Consider the following 17,425-nt stretch of genomic DNA (forward strand, 5'->3'; position numbering starts at 1 on the left):
CCCAACCCAGCTCAAATAAGGCTACCGCTGCCTCACGCTGCTCTTCCGACAATGAACTGCTGCTGTGCATAGAACTGCTCCCCGAGAGTGAACTGATTTCTCAGTCCAACTTTCGGGGAGCAGTTCATTGCGGCCGGCTTTTTCCGTCCTACGGGATCCTGCGGTACCGGGCCAGTGAAGCTGAAAGAGCCCGGACATGTCCCCGACGGTCAACCGCACCGGCCGTGTTGAACAGGGATTCGCTCTCTTCCAGCCGATCCGCTGCCGCCTGAGTCTGCCCCAGGGACGCCAGGCTGAGCGCCAGCTGCAGCGCCACTTCGGCCGCTGTCTGGGGTGGAAGCGAACTGCGCTGGGCGTACGCCTCGGAGAGCAGGTCAACGGCATGCTCATAGTTGCCGCTCAGCTGCTCCCAGCGCCCGTGCGTATGAATCAGGTCCACCGTGTCGATTCGCGAGGCGCCCACGACGGCGAGAGCAGCCTCCGCCTGCCGGATACAGGTGAGCGTCTGGTCATCGTGAAGACCTGAGGACAGCCGCATACTGGCGGAGGCCTTGTTGAACGAAGCCCAAAGTCCCACGTCCAGCCGGGGACTGAGCAGTGCGCCGGCACGCTGGTGGAACCTCAGGCCGGCGGCGGAGTCGCCGCGGCGGAAAGCCACGTTGCCGACTGTCCAGAATCCCTTGCCGGCCAGCAGTGTATCCGGCACTGAATCGATGAGCGGCAGGACCATCACCCTGCAGAGTTCCCAGGCCTCCGGCAGCTGCCCGCTCTCAGCGAGCGCTGCGGTGAGGGACAGATAGGCTTCCAGGGTTGTTTCGGCCCCTGCCTTTCCATCCTGTGCGGAGACCACTGCAGCCCTGCCGTGCCGGACGGCGTCGGGCAGCTTCCCCGCCCCCTGGCAGGCACGGGCCGCCAGGCCCTGGGCGCGGGAACGCAGGTCCGGCCTTTTGAGGACCTGCCTGTGACCGGCAAGTTCGGTTGCCTGCCGGATGCAGCCGCTGTAGTCCTCCAGCTTGAGGCGGGCCTGCCCGGCAAGCAGGGACGAGAGCCACCACTCCTGGGGATCATGTTCGGCCGTCGCTGCCCGGGCAGCGGCAAGCGCCAGCCCCAGGCAGCCCGAATAGTCCCGTTCATCCCAGGACTGGCAGGCGGCCAGGGCCAGGAACAGTGCGCCGTCGGGACCGCCGGGCCGGGGGCGGCTCCCGGGAGCTGCCGCCAGGCGCCCGGCAAGGCTGGAGATCAGTTCAATGTCCGGTTCGCGGCGTCCAGCCTCCAACAGTGAGACTTCGCGTTCACGCAACCGGGGTGTCCCCAGTTCCCTGCGGCTAAGGAACCTCTCCTGCCGGACTGTTCGAAGCTTTTCACCAAAGGTTTTACCCATCACCGTTACCGCCGTTCTTCCGGTACGCCAGACTTGGATCAGCCGCGGAGAAAGACGCTACAGTCCGGTTTCCTCCAGCGGCAGAGCAACAGTGAAAGCACGGAAGGAATCCAATGAGTCTTTTCAAGCTACCGTTCCAGCAGCCGTCCGCCCGTTCCGTGGGGGACTGGCCTGACTAGCGCCTTTACCTGCCGACAAGGGCAGAGCCGGTCCCGGGCGCTAGTATGAGGCAGTGACTGAATCTGTTTCCGCGCCCGTTCCCCGGCCCAAACCGCTCCTTGGCGCCTCCGATATCCGGGCGCTCGCAGAAGAGCTGGGCGTGCGGCCCACCAAGACCCTTGGCCAGAACTTCGTCATTGACGGAAACACAATCCGCAGGATCGTATCCGCCGCGTCCGTGGACCCGGCCGAAACCGTCCTCGAAGTGGGGCCGGGCCTCGGCTCCCTCACCCTGGGCCTGCTTGATGCTGCCCGGGAAGTGGTGGCGGTGGAGATTGATCCGGTCCTTGCCGAAAGGCTTCCTCTGACCGTCCAGACCTGGCGGCCGGAACAGGCCCAAAACCTTCATGTGGTGCTGGCTGATGCCATGCGCGTTACCGATCTTCCGGCAGAACCCACGGCCCTGGTGGCCAACCTGCCGTACAACGTGGCCGTGCCGGTGGTACTGCACCTGCTCGAAACTTTCCCGACCCTGCGCCACGGCCTTGTTATGGTTCAGGACGAGGTTGCCGACAGACTGGCCGCCCGTCCGGGATCAAAGACCTACGGGGTTCCCTCCGTCAAGGCTGCCTGGTACGGCACCATGCGCAAGGCCGGCGTCATCGGCATGAACGTCTTCTGGCCCGCACCCAAGATCGCTTCCGGACTGGTTGGCTTCGAACGCCATGAGCCGCCGGCAACAACCGCCACGCGCGAAGAAGTGTTCGCGGTCATCGACGCCGCCTTTGCGCAGCGACGCAAGACCCTGCGTGCAGCCCTGGCAGGCTGGGCGGGCAGTCCGGCTGCGGCCGAAACCGCTCTGCGTGCAGCAGGCGTTGACCCCAGTGCCCGCGGCGAAGTGCTGGATATCAACGCCTACACCCGGATCGCCGAGGCGAAGGCGGCATCGTGACCGCTGTGCCTTCCTCCGTTCGCATCAGCGCGCCGGGCAAGATCAATGTCTCGCTGCAGGTTGGTCCGCGGCGCCCGGACGGGTACCACGCCGTGGCGAGCGTCTACCTGGCAGTGAGCCTGCGGGAAGAGGTTCTTGCTGCCGCCGGAGCGCATCCGGGAATCACCGTATCCGTCACCGGCGGCGGTCCGCTGGGAATTGCCGTGGACGGGATTCCGCTGGGACCGGACAACCTGGTGGCGCGCGCGGCTGCGGCACTGGCCGAGCATGCCGGGATCCAGGATCCTGCGGTGCACCTGGCCATTACCAAACGCGTCCCCGTAGCCGGCGGAATGGGCGGCGGGTCGGCCGACGCCGCCGCTGCCCTGATGGCATGCAACCTTTTCTGGGACACCGGCCTTGACCAGACTGAACTTTCCGGGCTGGCGGCAGGCCTTGGCGCGGACGTGCCGTTCGCCCTTGCCGGTGGTGCCGCCGTCGGGCTGGGCGTGGGCGACGAGCTCACAGCCGTAGCTGCGGACAAAGCGCTGCACTGGGTCCTGGTAGCGTCCGGCGCAGGGCTGTCCACGCCGGCGGTCTACGGACGGCTGGACGCGCTTCGGGCCGAAGCCGAAACCGTTGGAGCTCCGACGGCTTCCGAACCGCAGGCCGCGGATCCCCGCGTGCTTGAAGCGGTGCGTTCCGGGAACGCAGCGGCCCTGGCCGGCGTTATCACTAACGACCTCCAGCCAGCGGCGCTGTCCCTGGTGCCGGAGCTGGAAACGGTCCTGAACCGCGGACGCGAACTGGGTGCCCTGGCCGGATTAGTCTCCGGCTCGGGACCCACCCTCGCTTTCCTGGCCGGGGACGCCGGTGCTGCCGCGAAGCTCCAGGCGGCCCTGCGCGCCGAGGGGCACAATGCCCTGGCCGTCCACGGCCCCGTTGCGGGTGCCGGGATGACGGCAGACAAAACCTGAATCACCAACGAAAGTAGTTCCGATTGGCACACCTGCTTGGCGCTGAGAACCTCAGCATCGCCTTTGGCACCCGCACCATCCTCGACGGCGTCTCCCTGGGGCTCGACGAGGGGGACCGGATTGGCATGGTGGGCCGCAACGGCGACGGCAAGTCCACGCTGATGCGGCTGCTCGCTGAGCGGCAGAGCGCCGACGGCGGCCGCGTCACCCGCCGCCGCGACGTCACGGTGGGGTACCTGGACCAGTCCGACGTACTCGACGGCGACCTCACCGTGGGACAGGCAATCGTCGGTGATGCCGCTGACTACGAATGGGCCTCGGACCCGAAAATCCGCGACGTCATGAGCGGCCTCGTCCAGGAAGTGGACTGGAACGCGCAGGTGTCCTCCCTCTCCGGCGGCCAGCGGCGCCGCGTTGCCCTGGCGAAGCTGCTGATGGGCGACGACGACGTAATTATGCTGGACGAGCCCACCAACCACCTCGACGTCGAGGGTGTTGCCTGGCTGGCCCGGCACCTGAAGCAGCGCTGGCGGGCCACCGACGGCGCGCTGCTGGTGGTCACCCACGACCGCTGGTTCCTGGACGAAGTGTGCACCCGCACCTGGGAAGTGCACGACGCCGTGGTGGAACCGTTTGACGGCGGGTACGCCGCCTACGTGCTGGCCCGCGCCGAACGCGACCGCATGGCCGCCGTTGTGGAAGGCAAGCGCCAGCAGCTGATCAAGAAGGAACTGGCCTGGCTGCGCCGTGGCGCTCCCGCCCGCACCTCCAAGCCCAAGTTCCGGATTGAGGCCGCCAACACCCTGATCGCGGACGTGCCCGAACCCCGTGACACCCTGTCCCTTAACAAGATGGCGACGGCGCGGCTGGGCAAGGACGTGCTGGATCTGGAGAACGTGTCCCTGGAACTGGGGGACACCCAGCTCTTCCGCAACATCACCCTGCGGCTGGCTCCCGGGCAGCGCCTCGGCATCGTGGGCGTGAACGGTGCCGGCAAGACCACCCTGCTGCGGCTGCTGAACGGCACCGTGGAACCCACATCCGGCCGGCTGAAGCGCGGCAAGACCGTGCAGACCGCCGTCCTCACCCAGGAAGTCCGTGAACTGGACGACGTCGCCGATCTGCGCGTCATCGAGGTCATTGAAAAGGAAAAGCGCGTCTTCAATGTGGGCGGACGTGAGCTTTCCGCGGGCCAGCTGGTGGAGCAGCTGGGCTTCAGTTCCCAGCGGCAGTGGACGCCGGTGCGTGAGCTCTCCGGCGGGGAGCGCAGGAGGCTGCAGCTGCTGCGCCTGCTGGTGGGGGAACCGAACGTGCTGATGCTCGACGAACCGACCAACGACCTGGACACCGACACCCTGGCTGCGGTCGAAGACGTGCTCGACGGCTGGCCCGGAACCCTGATCGTGGTCTCCCACGACCGCTACCTGCTGGAACGTGTCACCGACACCCAAATGGCCCTGCTCGGCGACGGTAAGCTGCGGGACCTGCCCGGCGGCGTCGACCAGTACCTTGAGCTGCGCGAGGCTGCGCTGGCCTCCGGCGCCGGCGGCGGCAGTTCCTCGCAGGCCAGCAGGGCTGCGCAGGCAGGCGCCTCGCGGCCCGACGCCGCGGGGACCGGTTCCGTGGCTACGGCCGTGGCAGGTTCGGGGTATTCCGAGGCGGAGAAGCGCAACGCGCGCAAGGACCTGACCAGGATTGAGCGGCAGCTGACCAAGCTCGCCGGCCAGGCTGAGAAGATCCACACGCAGATGAATGCCGAAACGGCCGGAGGGAGCCCCGACTTCGAAGTGCTCGCGGACCTGAACGCCAAACTGCAGGCGGTGGCCGCCGAGCAGGAGGAGCTGGAAATGGAGTGGCTCGAGGCGTCCGAGATCCTCGAGTAACCCCGCCGAGATGACAGAAACTGCCCGTATCAGCGCTGATACGGGCAGTTTCTGTCATATCGATGACCGCGGGCGGCCGGGCTAGCCGTCGACGCCGGGAGCCGGGCTTTCCTGCGCCAGCAGTTCGGGAAGCACATGGTCGCGCAGCAGCGGGGAGATGTCGTTGCGGGCAAATGCCTCGGCCGGGGTCAGCCAGAGTGTTTCCTCGATCTCGGCGGCGGCCCTGGGCGCCACGGCGTTCCCGGTTCCGCAGGGCCCGGGGACAGTGAGCGCGAAAAGGCCTGCATCGATGAAGGTATTGGCCTCGTTGGCAGCCGGACCGTACCAGCGGCCAATGTCGGTCAGGTCCCCGGGGATAACGGACAGGCCCAGTTCCTCGTTTACCTCACGGGCTGCCGCGGTGCGGAAGTCCTCGCCCGGCTCCAGCTTTCCTCCCGGCTGCATAAAGCGCCGGGTGCCGCGCTTGCGGACCAGCAGGATCCGCCCGTCGCCGTCGCGCAGCAGGACCGCGGAGAGCGTGAGAACCAGGGGAATGCCTCCGCCGGGGATGTGCCCAAGGGCAGGTTCCTTCTGCAGCCCGGTCAGGCCGTTCCAGGACAGGTTCACCAGGTGGGCCGCCACAGTGGCTTTGTCCGGGGTGCGGGCATCGAGCCACCACTGGCCGGTCATGGCAACCATGCCCACCAGCATCTGGGCGTACATCCCGCCCACCTCGGCGCTGAGCCCCCGGCTGCCGAACTCCTTCGAAAGGATGTGCTCCACGTCCGCAGCAATGCGGGAGAGCAGCGTGGAGAAGGTGCCTTCGGGCTGGGACGGGGGAGCATCCCGGACCAGGATCCGGAAACCGTCCGTGTGGTTCTCAATGTAGTCAAGCAGCGAGTAGGCCGCGCGTTCGAGCAGTACCCGGGGGCCGGCGTCGGCCCCCAGCGCTTCCGTGATGGCTGCCAGCAGCCGGTCGAACTCGGTGTCCACAACCTCGGTGTAGAGGGCTTCCTTGGAGCCGAAGTGTTCGTACACCACGGGCTTGGAAACCCCGGCCCCGGCCGCGATGTCTTCAATGGTCGCGCCTTCAAGGCCCCGCAGGGCAAAAAGCGAACGGGCGACGCCGATCAGCTGGGCCCGCCGCTGGACTCCGGTCATGCGCGGCCGCGACCGCGCAGTTGTTATTCTCGCCACGCCCTCAGTCTACGCAATCACGGCGGCCGCACCCGCGGGCGCACTCACTCACCAAGTCGCGGAGGGGCCTTCGAGCATGGCAAACTGGTCTCTTGTGTGCAGCAGCAGCAGCACATTTTCCGCCCTGGTGTAATGGCAGCACCCCGGCCTTTGGAGCCGTGGAGTATAGGTTCGAATCCTATGGGCGGAACGCTGGGAAGCAGCCGCGCGGTGCGGTGGGGACAGCCCCTGCGCCGGAGCCGGACAACGTGTAGGAGCGCTTTTTCGTGAGCATGCAGGAAACGCAGGGTACCGGACCGAACGAAGGCGCAGCGCCAGCCGCCGTCATAGTCCTCGCAGCCGGGGCCGGCACCCGGATGAAGTCGCGCACCCCCAAGATCCTCCACCCCGTCGGGGGTATTTCAATGGTCGGCCATGCCCTGAACGCAGCCGGTGAGATGCATCCGGCCACCCTCGCCGTGGTCGTGCGCCACGAACGCGAGAAGGTTGCCTCCCACGTTGCAGCCCTGATGCCGGGCGCCATGATCGTGGACCAGGACGAGGTTCCGGGCACCGGCCGGGCAGTACAGGCAGCGATGGAAGCCATCGACGCGCTCAGCCCGGTTCAAGGAACCGTCGTCGTCACGTATGGGGATGTCCCGCTGCTGGAAGCCGGCACCCTGCGTGAACTGGTGGCCGTGCACAACGTCGATTCAAACGCCGTTACCGTCCTGACCGCACGGGTTGCGGATCCCGCCGGGTACGGGCGCGTCCTGCGTGCAGAAGACGGAACCGTCACCGGAATCGTGGAACAGAAAGACGCCACAGCCGAACAGCTGGCGGTCAACGAAATCAACTCAGGCATCTATGCCTTTGATGCAGCGGTGCTGCGCTCGGCACTGGGTGAAGTCAGCACTGACAACGCCCAGGGCGAGATGTACCTGACCGACGTACTGGCCATCGCGCGCGCCGCCGGCGGCCGGGTTGCCGCCGTCGTCACCACGGACCAGTGGCAGGTTGAAGGCGCCAACGACCGGGTGCAGCTGGCAGCCCTGAACGCCGAGCACAACCGCCGCAACCTCGAGCGCTGGATGCGCGCCGGCGTAACCGTCGTCGATCCGGCGACCACCTGGATCGATTCCACAGTCACCCTGGACGAGGACGTCACGGTCCTCCCGGGCACCCAGCTTCACGGCACCACCACTATTGCGCGCGACGCCGTTGTGGGGCCGGACACCACCCTCACCAACGTGAGGATCGGCGAGGGTGCCAAGGTAATCCGCACCCACGGATCCGACGCCGTGATCGGTGCAGGCGCCGACGTCGGGCCCTTTGCCTACCTCCGCCCCGGAACGCAGCTGGGCGAGCGCGGGAAGATCGGCACGTTCGTTGAGACCAAGAACGCACAGATCGGCACAGGCTCCAAGGTCCCGCACCTTTCCTATGTGGGGGACGCCACCATCGGCGAGTATTCAAACATCGGCGCAGCCTCCGTGTTCGTCAATTACGACGGTGAAAAGAAGCACCACACCACGGTCGGATCGCACGTACGGATGGGCAGCGACAACATGTACGTGGCGCCCGTCACCGTGGGGGACGGGGCGTACAGTGGAGCTGGAACAGTGATCCGCAAGGACGTTCCGGCGGGCTCGCTGGCCATCAACGTGGCTCCGCAGCGCAATCTCGAGAACTGGGTGGCAGCCAACCGCCCGGGCTCCGGAGCAGCGCAGGCCGCCGAGCGCGCCCAGACACAGACTTCCCTCTCCGGTACTGATAACCCCACGCGAGAAAGCGAACAGTCATGAGCAGCGTAATCACCGCACAAGGTGAAAAAAGGCTTGTCCTAGCCACGGGACGGGCACATCCGGAGCTGGCGGAGGAGATAGCCAAGTGCCTGGACACCGACCTGCTGCCGCTCGCTGCCTACGACTTCGCCAACGGCGAGATCTACGTCCGCCCCGGTGAAAGCGTCCGCGGCAAGGACGCCTTTGTGATCCAGGCGCATCCCGCCCCGCTGAACAACTGGCTGATGGAACAGCTGATCATGATCGACGCACTGAAGCGTGCCTCGGCCCAGCGCATCACCGTGGTCTCCCCGTTCTACCCCTACGCCCGCCAGGACAAGAAAGGCCGCGGCCGCGAGCCCATCTCCGCCCGCCTGGTGGCAGACCTGTACAAGACCGCCGGTGCCGACCGCATCATGAGCGTTGACCTGCACACCTCGCAGATCCAGGGCTTCTTCGACGGCCCCGTCGACCACCTCATGGCCATCCCGCTGCTGGCGGACTACATCCGCACCCGCGTTGACGTCTCCAACGTCACCGTGGTCTCGCCGGACACCGGCCGCGTCCGCGTTGCCGAGCAGTGGGCTGAGCGCCTGGGCGGCGCCCCGCTGGCATTCGTCCACAAGAGCCGCGACCTCACTGTCCCCAACCAGGCTGTTTCCAAGCAGGTTGTCGGCCAGATCGAAGGCCGCACCTGCGTCTTGATCGACGACATGATCGACACCGGCGGAACGATCGCCGGCGCCGTGCGCGTGCTGAAGGAAGCCGGCGCCAAGGACGTCATCATTGCCGCTACCCACGCAGTGTTCTCCGACCCGGCCGCCCGCACCCTGGCCGAGTCCGGTGCCCGCGAAGTGGTTGTCACCAACACCCTGCCGATCCCGGCGAACAAGCGCTTCGAGCAGCTGACCGTGCTCTCGATCGCCCCGCTGATCGCCCGCGCGATCCGCGAGGTCTTCGAAGACGGTTCCGTGACCAGTCTCTTCGACGGCAAGGCCTAGCCTTTCCGGAGTCCTTTTCACCGAGAGGCCAGTTGCGGCCGGTTTGAGCGCTCAAACCAGCCGTGACTGGCCTCTCGGCGGTTGTGGGGACCGGCTCGGCGGGCAGCTGGAAAGTCCGGTGGCGGCAAGCTGGTAACATTGACTGCGATGCCTAGGCGAGGGAGGCCCCGGAAAACTCCGGCGGCACTCCGTTATCGACGGTGGCTGGCAACTTCTCAACTGCACGCGTTCAATCTGAACGCAGACGATGCAGCTGGTTCGTTCCGATACCGGCGCCGAATAGGCAACTGAAATCCCGGAAGAACCACAACAGGAGTTAGCAATGTCTGAGCAGAAGCTCGCAGCCACCACCCGCACCGACTTCGGCAAGGGTGCAGCCCGCAAGGCCCGCGTCGCGGGCATGATCCCCGCAGTGATCTACGGGCACGGCGCCGATGTTATGCACATCCTGCTGCCCGCCAAGGCAACCACGCTGGCCGTCCGCACCCCGAACGCCCTGCTGGACATCGACGTCGACGGCGAAGCACACCTGGCCCTGGCCAAGGACATCCAGCGCGACCCGATCAAGCAGATCATCGAGCACATCGACCTCCTGACCGTCCGCAAGGGCGAAAAGGTTGAGGTTGAGGTCAACGTCCACGTTGAAGGCGAACTGGCACCGGGCTCCTCGGTCTACAACCAGGAAGCCAACACCGTCCTGGTTTCGGCCGACGCCACCAACCTCCCCGAGACCATCGTGGTCAGCATCGAAGGCCGCAAGGCCGGCGAGCACATCTACGCTTCCGACCTCGAACTGCCGGCCGGCGTTGAGCTGCTGCTCGACCCCGAGACCATGGTCATCAACATCTCCGAGTCCGCTGTCCAGGATCTGGGCGAAGGCGAAGAAGAGGCAGCAGCACCGGCTGCACCTGCCGCCACCGAAGAGGCGTAGTCCTTTTTGACCAGTAACACCTGGCTTGTAGCCGGGCTCGGGAACCCCGGGCCCGGCTACAGCCGTAACCGGCACAACGTGGGCCAGATGGTCCTGGACGAACTTGCGTCCCGTATGGGCGGCAGCTTCAAATCGCACAAATCCCGTGCACAGGTACTTGAAGGCCGCATCAGCATCGGTGGGCCACGCGTAATCCTGGCCAAGCCGCTGACCTACATGAATCTCTCAGGCGGACCGGTTTCCGCGCTGGCCCGCTTCTACGGAATCGAACCGGGGAACGTGGTGGCCGTTCACGACGAAATCGACATCCCCTTCGGCACCGTCAAGCTCAAGCTGGGCGGCGGCGAAGGCGGCCACAACGGACTGCGGGACATCAGCAAAGCACTGGGCACCAAGGACTATCTGCGTGTGAGGGTAGGGGTAGGGCGTCCTCCCGGCCGGATGGACACTGCGGACTGGGTTCTGAAGGACTTCGGCACCACCGAATCAAAGGACCTTCCGTTCCTGGTAGCCGACGGCGCGGATGCCGTTGAGCTGCTGCTCTCAGACGGTCTTGTGGCTGCCCAGCAAAAGTTCCACAGCGGCGCCTGACTGCTCCGCGCCCATCCCAGCAGGTCGCGAAGTACGAGTAACTGCCCGGACATTTTCGGGTATAAGACCAGTGCCAACGCGCTAAGGCGGAAGCATTGTATGGGTCCTTGCCCGGGCCTACACTGACGGTAGCCTTCGGGCTCCTGAAGCGGGGCCGGCGTCGGGAGGCCTCCGAGACTGGGCCACCCCCATCCCGGCGCCGGTCCCTTATCACTTTCCCTGCACACCCCATACCCGGATCAATCCAGCGGAAAATGCCTGTGCCCAGTCGGAGTTCCGGGGTTTTCATGCCTTCCTATGACGTCGGATGAAGCGTACTCTTGCGCAGTGGGTTCTGCATTGTTCCGAGCCCGCAGGACGCGCTTTGCCGGGGGTTGAAATAGGCATAATGGGGGGAAGTTTTATGGGAAGGCCTGTTCCAATTGGCCCGAAGAGGCTGCGGCACCGACCGGCGGACGGTCTCGCGTGATGCAGGCGGGGATGGCTGCAGGCCTCGTGGGCCGGGATGCTGTCCTCGAGCAGGTTGAATCCGCGCTGGCCGGCGGCCGGGGAGCACTTATTGTTGGCCCGGCCGGTATCGGCAAGACCGCGCTCGCCCGTGCCGTGGTGGAGGGTGCCCGCGGGTACTACGTAGAGACCCTTTACGGAACCGAGGTCTCGCGGCGCAGTCCCTACGGTGCGCTGGCTCCGCTGCTCAGCGAGCTTCCGCTGTCCGGGACCCTGAAGCCAATGCACGCACTGCAGCAGATTCACACCTTGCTGCGGCGCAATGCAGGCACCGCTCCGCTGCTGATCGTGGTTGACGATGCCGATGACCTGGATGTGTTCTCCGTCCTCGTGATTTCCCAGCTGGCACGGCGGGGAGACGCCGCGGTGGTTGCCACAGCCACCGATCTCCTAAGAGCCGACCCGGAGGTGCTGTCCCTTTGGGCAGACGGGTTCATACAGCGCATCGACGTCGAGCCGCTGACCCCGGCGCAGTCCCGCAGCCTCATGGAACGGATCCTTGGCGGTCCGGTCTCCGAGCGCGCCGGACGGGAAATGTGGCAGGAAACCCACGGGAACCCGCACTTCACCATGCTTATGACAAAGGAACAGGTGAACCGGGGCAGGCTGATCCTCTCCGACCGGACGTGGGTGCGCGCCCGCTCCTTTGTCCACAGCGGAATGGTTGCAGAGGTTTTGGCGGCGCGCCTCGCGAAGCTCCCGGCCGACCAGCGCAAGCTGATAGAGGTCGTCTCCCGCATCAGTCCGCTTCCCCTGGAACTCGGGCTGGGGCTGACGGCACCCGAAACCCTGGACGCGCTGGAAGAAGACGGAACAGTGGAGTTCGAACCGGGGCCGGTTCCCTCCGTCCGGCTGGGGAACGGACTTGGGGCCTCCGTGATCGCGGCGAACATACCGCTTGGACGCAGCCACCAGCTGTGGAATGAAGTTTCAGCACTGCTTGAAGACACAGACGTGCTGACGCCCCCTGCCCTGGCAGGTTTCGTCGCATGGACACTCGCGTGCGGAGCGGACCCGGGACCTGAGCGGATCCTGCGCGCAGCACAGTACGCGAATGACTCGGGCACACCATCGGATGCACTGGGCTTTGTTCGTTCGGTGGAGCCCGCGGTCCGGGGCCAGGAACTGGTCTGTGAAGAGGTACGTGCGCTGTCCGCCCTGGGAGAGTACCAGGATGCGTATGCGGTGCTGACGCAGTTTGAACCAGGGTTTGACCCGAACCAGCGGGAAAGCTGGATGAACCTGATGCTGCACAAGGCAGCCCTCCTGCGCAGCCTTCCCAAGCTCGGCGACGCCCAGGCGGTGCTGGACAGTGCCGGGGCCCGGGGAGACTCCACGGAGGCAGCAGCCGCAGTTGAGCTGGCCCGGGCGGAACTGCTGATGGCAGAGGGCGACTATGCCCTGGCTGTGGGGCCGCTTCGCGAATTGGCCGGGCGGGCCGGGGTATCCGACAGGGTGCGGGCCCTGGCATCGTCGGCAGCAGCCGAGGCACTGGCTGTCACCGGACATGCTGCGGATGCGCTGGCTCTGATCGGGGAGGCCCAGCGGTTCCTGCAGACGCCCCTGCCGGCTCCCGACCAGAGCGTCATTGTCACACGCCTGTTCTACGCCCTGTTCGCGGCAGGGGAACTGAACCAGGCCGTGCGCTTTGTCCACGAGAACATTGACGGTGCGGGGAACTCCTACCGGGGCAGCGCCGGCGAGCTGGTCGGCGGCGTTATCCGTGCAGCAGCAGGAGAAGCCGATGCCGCCATCGAGGCACTGGTGCCGGCCGTTGCCCAGCTGCGGTTCTGCGACCCTGAGGACCTGCTGCCCCTTGCTACGGCCCTTCTCTCCTATGCCTACGGGATGCGCGGCGACCCTGCCCAGGCGGCCGCCTACCGTTTCCTGGCGCCACGGCTCAGGCATCGCCCCTATTGGCATGCGGAACGGGTGACCACGTTCTTCCACACCCTTTCACTGCCGGAGGAGATGGCCGGAGCGGTCTGCCGGCGGCTGATCCGGATGGGTGAGGAAGCGGAGTCCCGCGGCAACGTCTCCATGGCCATGGCCTGCTATGAAGCAGCCGCGTCCCGCGGTGACCTGGCTGCAGCCGCGGAACTGGCCAGGATCAGTTCAACGGCAACCGGCCGTTGGGCCGAAGCGCTCTCCACCTACGGCAGGGGGCTCCTGTCCAACGACCCGCACCTGCTCCTGACAGCTGCCAGGGGAGCCGCCGAGCTGGGGCATCAGTTCCTTTCCTACCGGGCCGCGGGACTGGTGCGGACCAACGTACCGGCGCCCGGGGGCAGCCTGGCGCGCCGTGCCGCCGCCGTGGAGAACGCGGCGTACCGTAAGCTCCGGCGTGAAAACAGTTTGGAACACATACTTGGTTCACTCACTGACTTTGAAGCACGGCTGGTGGACATGGCTGCCGGGACCTGGTCCAGAACCCGGATCGCCGAAGAGCTGCATCTGTCTCCGCGCACGGTGGACTGGCACCTGAGCAAGCTGTTTCGGAAACTCCGGGTAACCGGGCGGACCGAGTTGAGGGAAGTCCTGCTTAGCGCAGGGTGAGGTTTGGGGGAATAATGCAGGGATTTGCTTCGCAGGAGCTGGTGGGACGGGACAGGGAAGTCGACGCCGTCCTGTCCGCCCTTCGTTCGCCTGAGCTGCGTGGTGCACTCATTGTGGCGGAGGCAGGGATGGGAAAAAGTGCCCTCGCCAACGTCGTGGCGGGGAAACTCGCCCAGGAAATGCCGGTGCACCGCATCCATGCCAGCTCGGCGCTGACGGGAATACCGTTCGGGGCACTGGCACCGCTGCTGCCGGTGCTCTCTGCCGAAGACACGGACTCGCCCCTCGCCGTAATGCGTGCACTGCTGGGCCGCCTGCGTCCTGCCGGGGCCGGCAGCGGACAGGCTACCCCGCTTGTCGTTGTGGACGATGCCCATGCACTGGACGAGTCCACAGCGGACCTGTTGTCCCAGCTGATGGCTTCGGGGAGGGTGCGCATCCTGATCCTCACCCGGAGCATCATTGACATCCCTGCAGGGATCCCTGCCCAGGTATGGAGCGGTGTCATTGCCAGGTTCCATCTGCACCCCTTGACCGACGCCCAGGTCCACGAGCTCTGTTCGCAGGTGCTGGGCGGAACGGTCCTGAGCACCACCAGCGCCGATCTTGCACGCAGGAGCGGCGGGAATCCGATGTTTATCCTGGCGCTCCTTGCCGAAACGAGACGGACCGGAAGCCTCACGGAACGGCACGGAGTATGGCTCATGGGGGTCAACGCGGATCCGCCCCAGGGCAGGCTGGCCGACCTCCTGAAGGCACAGCTCTCCGGGTTGTCGAGCGAAGAGCGTGAAGCAATGGAGATCATCGCCCTCGCTGAACCTGTGCCGGTTGCCGTCGCCTTCCGGCTTGGTCTGCACCGGTCAGTGGATGCCTTGACCGCTGCCAACCTGGTCAGCGTGGAGGAAGCAGGGACCCGGCTGCTTCGCCCGCGCCATCCCCTGTACGGGCAGCTGGTCCGGCATATGGTTCCAGCGGCGCGAAGTGCCCGCCTGCGCCAGCGCGTCCTAAGAGTCCTTCCTGAGGACACCGAGTCGATGGATGGACTGCTGCGCAGCGTCGGCTGGTCCCTGGACTGCGGTGCCACGGTGCCGGACGATACGCTGCTGCGTGCGGCGTACATGGCCAACAACTTTTTCGACAGTGACTTCGCGCTGCGCGCCGCACGTGAAATCCAGGATCCGGCACTCCAACCGGCCGCCCGCGTGCAGACGGCGCGCGCGCACTACCAGCGGGCGAACTTCGACGCCGCGCAGGAGCTTGTCACCGGCACCGTGGAACAGGCAGCGGACCTGACCACTGTCAAGCTCGGGACGCTGCTGCGGGTTCAGCTGCACCAGCGGCTGGCCAGCGACGTGGCCGGACTGGACCAGGCTCGCAGGGCCTGGCAGGAGGCCATCGAGCGCATAGCCGCCGAGGCGGAAGCTGCGGGGACGCTCGACGACGAACTGCGCGCCGACATCGAGTCATCCTGGCGGGGCGCAGCGCTTCTCGAAGCGCTGATCGACGTGGCCAAGGGCGCCTACAGCAGCAGCGAGGCGGGCATCTCTTCCCTCCTGGAGAAAGCACGGTCTGCCGGGGACATTGAAGCGGAACTGGTGTCACTGGCGCTGCTGGGTGAAATCCACTCTGCCTGCGGACGAGCGGAAACGGCGATGGTCTACACCCGGGAAGCCCTGGGGATTGTTAATCGAAGCGACCACCGGTTCCTGAACTATCACGAGTTCGTGCTCCACCGGCACCTCTCGGCATTGCTTTGGGCAGGTGCCTGGGATGAGATGGCCAATTCAGTGAATCAGGACCTGGTGATCTCCTCCCGCAGCGCCCTGCGGATCGGAGGCACGGTGGACATGTGCCTGGCAGTCAGGGAGCTACGCCGCGGAGATATGCCGGCCGCCCTGCTCAAGCTCACGGCAGCCGTTGAAGGCATGCGCACCCATGACCCCGAAGGCCATCTGGGGCTCGCCCTAGCCATCGCAGCCCAGTTGGCTGCCGGCGCCGGCGATACAGATACAGCCGACGAGATGCTCGCCGAGTGCGACAAAGTGCCGCCGCGGGGAGGGCTAAGCACCCGGGTAATTACCAGGGGCAACCGGCTGGCAGCAGGCTACGCCCGGACAAACGACCCCAGGATACTCGCGGCCCTGCGCGAGACGGCGGAGCAGGCAGAAGAGCAGGGACTGGTGGCAGCCGAATTCGAACTGCGCTGCCTGAGCATGTACCTGGGCGATCCCACCGTCATGAACCGCCTGCTGAAACTGGAAGTCGAAGGTCCCCGGGGCAGGGCCGTAAACATTTTTGCCCGGGCAGTCCTGGACCATGACATAGCCGGTCTCCTGCGGTTCGCCGCCGAACCGGCGGATCCGGACGCCCGGGCCCTGGGACCGCTCGCCCTGCAGGAAGCGCTCCGGCTCGCCAAAGCGTCAGGGGACCGGACCCAGATCCAGCGGGTCCAGCGTGTGATCAGCAAAACGGACAACGGCACAAGCAGCTCGCGCAGTTCCACCGCGCCGATCCTGACCCGCAGGGAGACGGACGTTGCCTCCCTGGTGGCAAAGGGCCTTCGCAACGCCGAGATCGCAGGCCGGCTTCACCTCTCGGTGCGCACGGTGGAGGGCCACATCTACCGGATTTTCGAGAAACTCGGCATCGGTAAGCGTGAGGAGCTGACGGCCGAACTGCTTCAGGAGTAACCCTCCTGGTCTCTGCGCGGGCAGCGGAGCTCGCAGAGGGTAATTCTGCGAGGTGCTACGCGAGTAGGAACCGTGGTTGGCCGGGACCCTGCGGGAGGGTGGATCCCAACCCGGTCGGCTAGTCCCGGAAGGTTAGTGCGGCGGCGTCCGAACCATGTCCCGAAACCGGTGCCAGAGAGCCGTCGTGAACGCGAAAAGCGCCCCGGTGTGCGGGCAGGTCCATTCGCCGTCGGAGGACCCGGGAACAAGGGGGTGCCCTGCCGGGCCGACCCAGCCCACCTGGCGTGCGGGGACTCCCGCAACGACGGCGTAGGCGGGAACGTCCCTGGTCACAACAGCGCCGGCAGCCACTGTTGCCCACGCCCCAATCCTGACGGGTGCGATGCAGACAGCACGGGCGCCGATGGCAGCACCCTCACTTACTTCAACACCCACCGGGTTCCAGTCCGCCGCGTTCTTCAGCGACCCGTCCGGGTTCACTGCCCGCGGATAAGTGTCGTTGGTCAAGACGACGGCGGGGCCCACAAATACCCCGTGGCCCAGCTCCGCCGGTTCGTAGACCAGGGCGTGGTTCTGGATCTTGCAGTTGTCGCCTACCCGCACACCCGGGCCAATGTACGCGCCGCGTCCGATGATGCAGTTCGCGCCCACTACCGCGTCTTCGCGCACCTGCGCCAGGTGCCAGATCAGGGTTCCGGTTCCGATCTGCGCGTTGGCGTCGACGTCTGCCGTGGCATTGATGTTGTCCATACCGGTGTCCTTTCGTGCCGGGGACAGCCTGTTTGTCATCCGGGCCTGCCACACCCTACCGCTTGGCCGCAGGGGAAGCGCACAAATAAGAGATGCCTAGGTAGTCGAGACAGTATTGAAGCTGATTCC

At 66.1% G+C, this 17,425-nt stretch carries 12 protein-coding genes and 1 tRNA gene; 10 read left to right on the forward strand and 3 right to left on the reverse strand.

Going from position 1 to position 17,425, the window contains the following annotated elements:
• Positions 1 to 148 precede the first annotated feature (148 nt).
• Positions 149 to 1,381, reverse strand: coding sequence for a helix-turn-helix domain-containing protein (locus FYJ28_RS07465; RefSeq protein ID WP_154578871.1), 1,233 nt, complete (start codon positions 1,379 to 1,381; stop codon positions 149 to 151).
• Between the two features lie 232 nt (positions 1,382 to 1,613).
• On the opposite strand from FYJ28_RS07465, the gene rsmA reads away from it, so the two are divergent.
• From rsmA to FYJ28_RS07480, 3 genes are read left to right on the forward strand one after another with little or no spacing between them, the layout of a single operon-like run.
• Complete coding sequence (gene rsmA / locus FYJ28_RS07470) at positions 1,614 to 2,492, forward strand: 16S rRNA (adenine(1518)-N(6)/adenine(1519)-N(6))-dimethyltransferase RsmA (protein WP_326831583.1); 879 nt, start codon at positions 1,614 to 1,616, stop codon at positions 2,490 to 2,492.
• Positions 2,489 to 3,448, forward strand: coding sequence for a 4-(cytidine 5'-diphospho)-2-C-methyl-D-erythritol kinase (locus FYJ28_RS07475; protein WP_326831584.1), 960 nt, complete (start codon positions 2,489 to 2,491; stop codon positions 3,446 to 3,448). The genes rsmA and FYJ28_RS07475 overlap by 4 nt, the downstream gene beginning before the upstream one ends.
• A 23-nt stretch (positions 3,449 to 3,471) precedes the next feature.
• Complete coding sequence (locus FYJ28_RS07480) at positions 3,472 to 5,331, forward strand: ABC-F family ATP-binding cassette domain-containing protein (protein WP_154578872.1); 1,860 nt, start codon at positions 3,472 to 3,474, stop codon at positions 5,329 to 5,331.
• Between the two features lie 81 nt (positions 5,332 to 5,412).
• On the opposite strand, the gene FYJ28_RS17625 is transcribed toward FYJ28_RS07480, so the two are convergent.
• Positions 5,413 to 6,507, reverse strand: a complete 1,095-nt coding sequence (locus FYJ28_RS17625) for a TetR family transcriptional regulator (protein ID WP_154578873.1) — start codon at positions 6,505 to 6,507, stop codon at positions 5,413 to 5,415.
• A gap of 118 nt (positions 6,508 to 6,625) precedes the next feature.
• On the opposite strand from FYJ28_RS17625, the gene FYJ28_RS07490 reads away from it, so the two are divergent.
• The 7 genes from FYJ28_RS07490 (at position 6,626) to FYJ28_RS07520 (ending at position 16,546) form a co-directional block, all read left to right on the forward strand.
• Positions 6,626 to 6,697 (forward strand) — tRNA-Gln (locus tag FYJ28_RS07490).
• Positions 6,698 to 6,779: 82 nt separating this feature from the next.
• Entirely contained in the window at positions 6,780 to 8,291 is a 1,512-nt protein-coding gene (glmU, locus tag FYJ28_RS07495) for a bifunctional UDP-N-acetylglucosamine diphosphorylase/glucosamine-1-phosphate N-acetyltransferase GlmU (RefSeq protein WP_154579021.1), read from the forward strand.
• Positions 8,288 to 9,271 carry a ribose-phosphate diphosphokinase gene (locus tag FYJ28_RS07500; protein WP_055240271.1) on the forward strand — a complete coding sequence of 328 codons (984 nt, stop codon included), beginning with the start codon at positions 8,288 to 8,290 and terminating at the stop codon, positions 9,269 to 9,271. The genes glmU and FYJ28_RS07500 overlap by 4 nt, the downstream gene beginning before the upstream one ends.
• A gap of 322 nt (positions 9,272 to 9,593) precedes the next feature.
• On the forward strand, positions 9,594 to 10,202 hold the full coding sequence (locus FYJ28_RS07505; RefSeq protein ID WP_055240272.1) for a 50S ribosomal protein L25/general stress protein Ctc: 609 nt from the start codon (positions 9,594 to 9,596) through the stop codon (positions 10,200 to 10,202).
• A gap of 6 nt (positions 10,203 to 10,208) precedes the next feature.
• Positions 10,209 to 10,793, forward strand: coding sequence for an aminoacyl-tRNA hydrolase (gene pth / locus FYJ28_RS07510; protein ID WP_154578874.1), 585 nt, complete (start codon positions 10,209 to 10,211; stop codon positions 10,791 to 10,793).
• Positions 10,794 to 11,273: 480 nt separating this feature from the next.
• The gene (locus FYJ28_RS07515; RefSeq protein ID WP_195840623.1) at positions 11,274 to 13,856 is read left to right on the forward strand and encodes a helix-turn-helix transcriptional regulator; all 2,583 of its coding nucleotides are present in this window, start codon (positions 11,274 to 11,276) and stop codon (positions 13,854 to 13,856) included.
• A gap of 14 nt (positions 13,857 to 13,870) precedes the next feature.
• The gene (locus FYJ28_RS07520) at positions 13,871 to 16,546 is read left to right on the forward strand and encodes a helix-turn-helix transcriptional regulator (protein WP_154578876.1); all 2,676 of its coding nucleotides are present in this window, start codon (positions 13,871 to 13,873) and stop codon (positions 16,544 to 16,546) included.
• A 132-nt stretch (positions 16,547 to 16,678) separates the two neighbouring features.
• Here FYJ28_RS07520 and FYJ28_RS07525 read toward each other — a convergent pair whose 3' ends face one another.
• Entirely contained in the window at positions 16,679 to 17,296 is a 618-nt protein-coding gene (locus tag FYJ28_RS07525) for an acyltransferase (protein ID WP_154578877.1), read from the reverse strand.
• Between the last annotated feature and the right edge of the window lie 129 nt (positions 17,297 to 17,425).

This window comes from Arthrobacter sp. BL-252-APC-1A (genome assembly GCF_009696625.1).
Classification (GTDB): domain Bacteria; phylum Actinomycetota; class Actinomycetes; order Actinomycetales; family Micrococcaceae; genus Arthrobacter_B.

Coding starts and splice junctions, on each gene's coding strand:
- FYJ28_RS07520 (WP_154578876.1), top strand. CDS start 13,871: ATGCAGGGATTTGCTTCGCAGGAGCTGGTGGGACGGGACAGGGAAGTC.
- FYJ28_RS07505 (WP_055240272.1), top strand. CDS start 9,594: ATGTCTGAGCAGAAGCTCGCAGCCACCACCCGCACCGACTTCGGCAAG.
- FYJ28_RS07515 (WP_195840623.1), top strand. CDS start 11,274: ATGGCTGCAGGCCTCGTGGGCCGGGATGCTGTCCTCGAGCAGGTTGAA.
- glmU (WP_154579021.1), top strand. CDS start 6,780: ATGCAGGAAACGCAGGGTACCGGACCGAACGAAGGCGCAGCGCCAGCC.
- FYJ28_RS07465 (WP_154578871.1), bottom strand. CDS start 1,381: ATGGGTAAAACCTTTGGTGAAAAGCTTCGAACAGTCCGGCAGGAGAGG.
- FYJ28_RS07525 (WP_154578877.1), bottom strand. CDS start 17,296: ATGGACAACATCAATGCCACGGCAGACGTCGACGCCAACGCGCAGATC.
- FYJ28_RS07500 (WP_055240271.1), top strand. CDS start 8,288: ATGAGCAGCGTAATCACCGCACAAGGTGAAAAAAGGCTTGTCCTAGCC.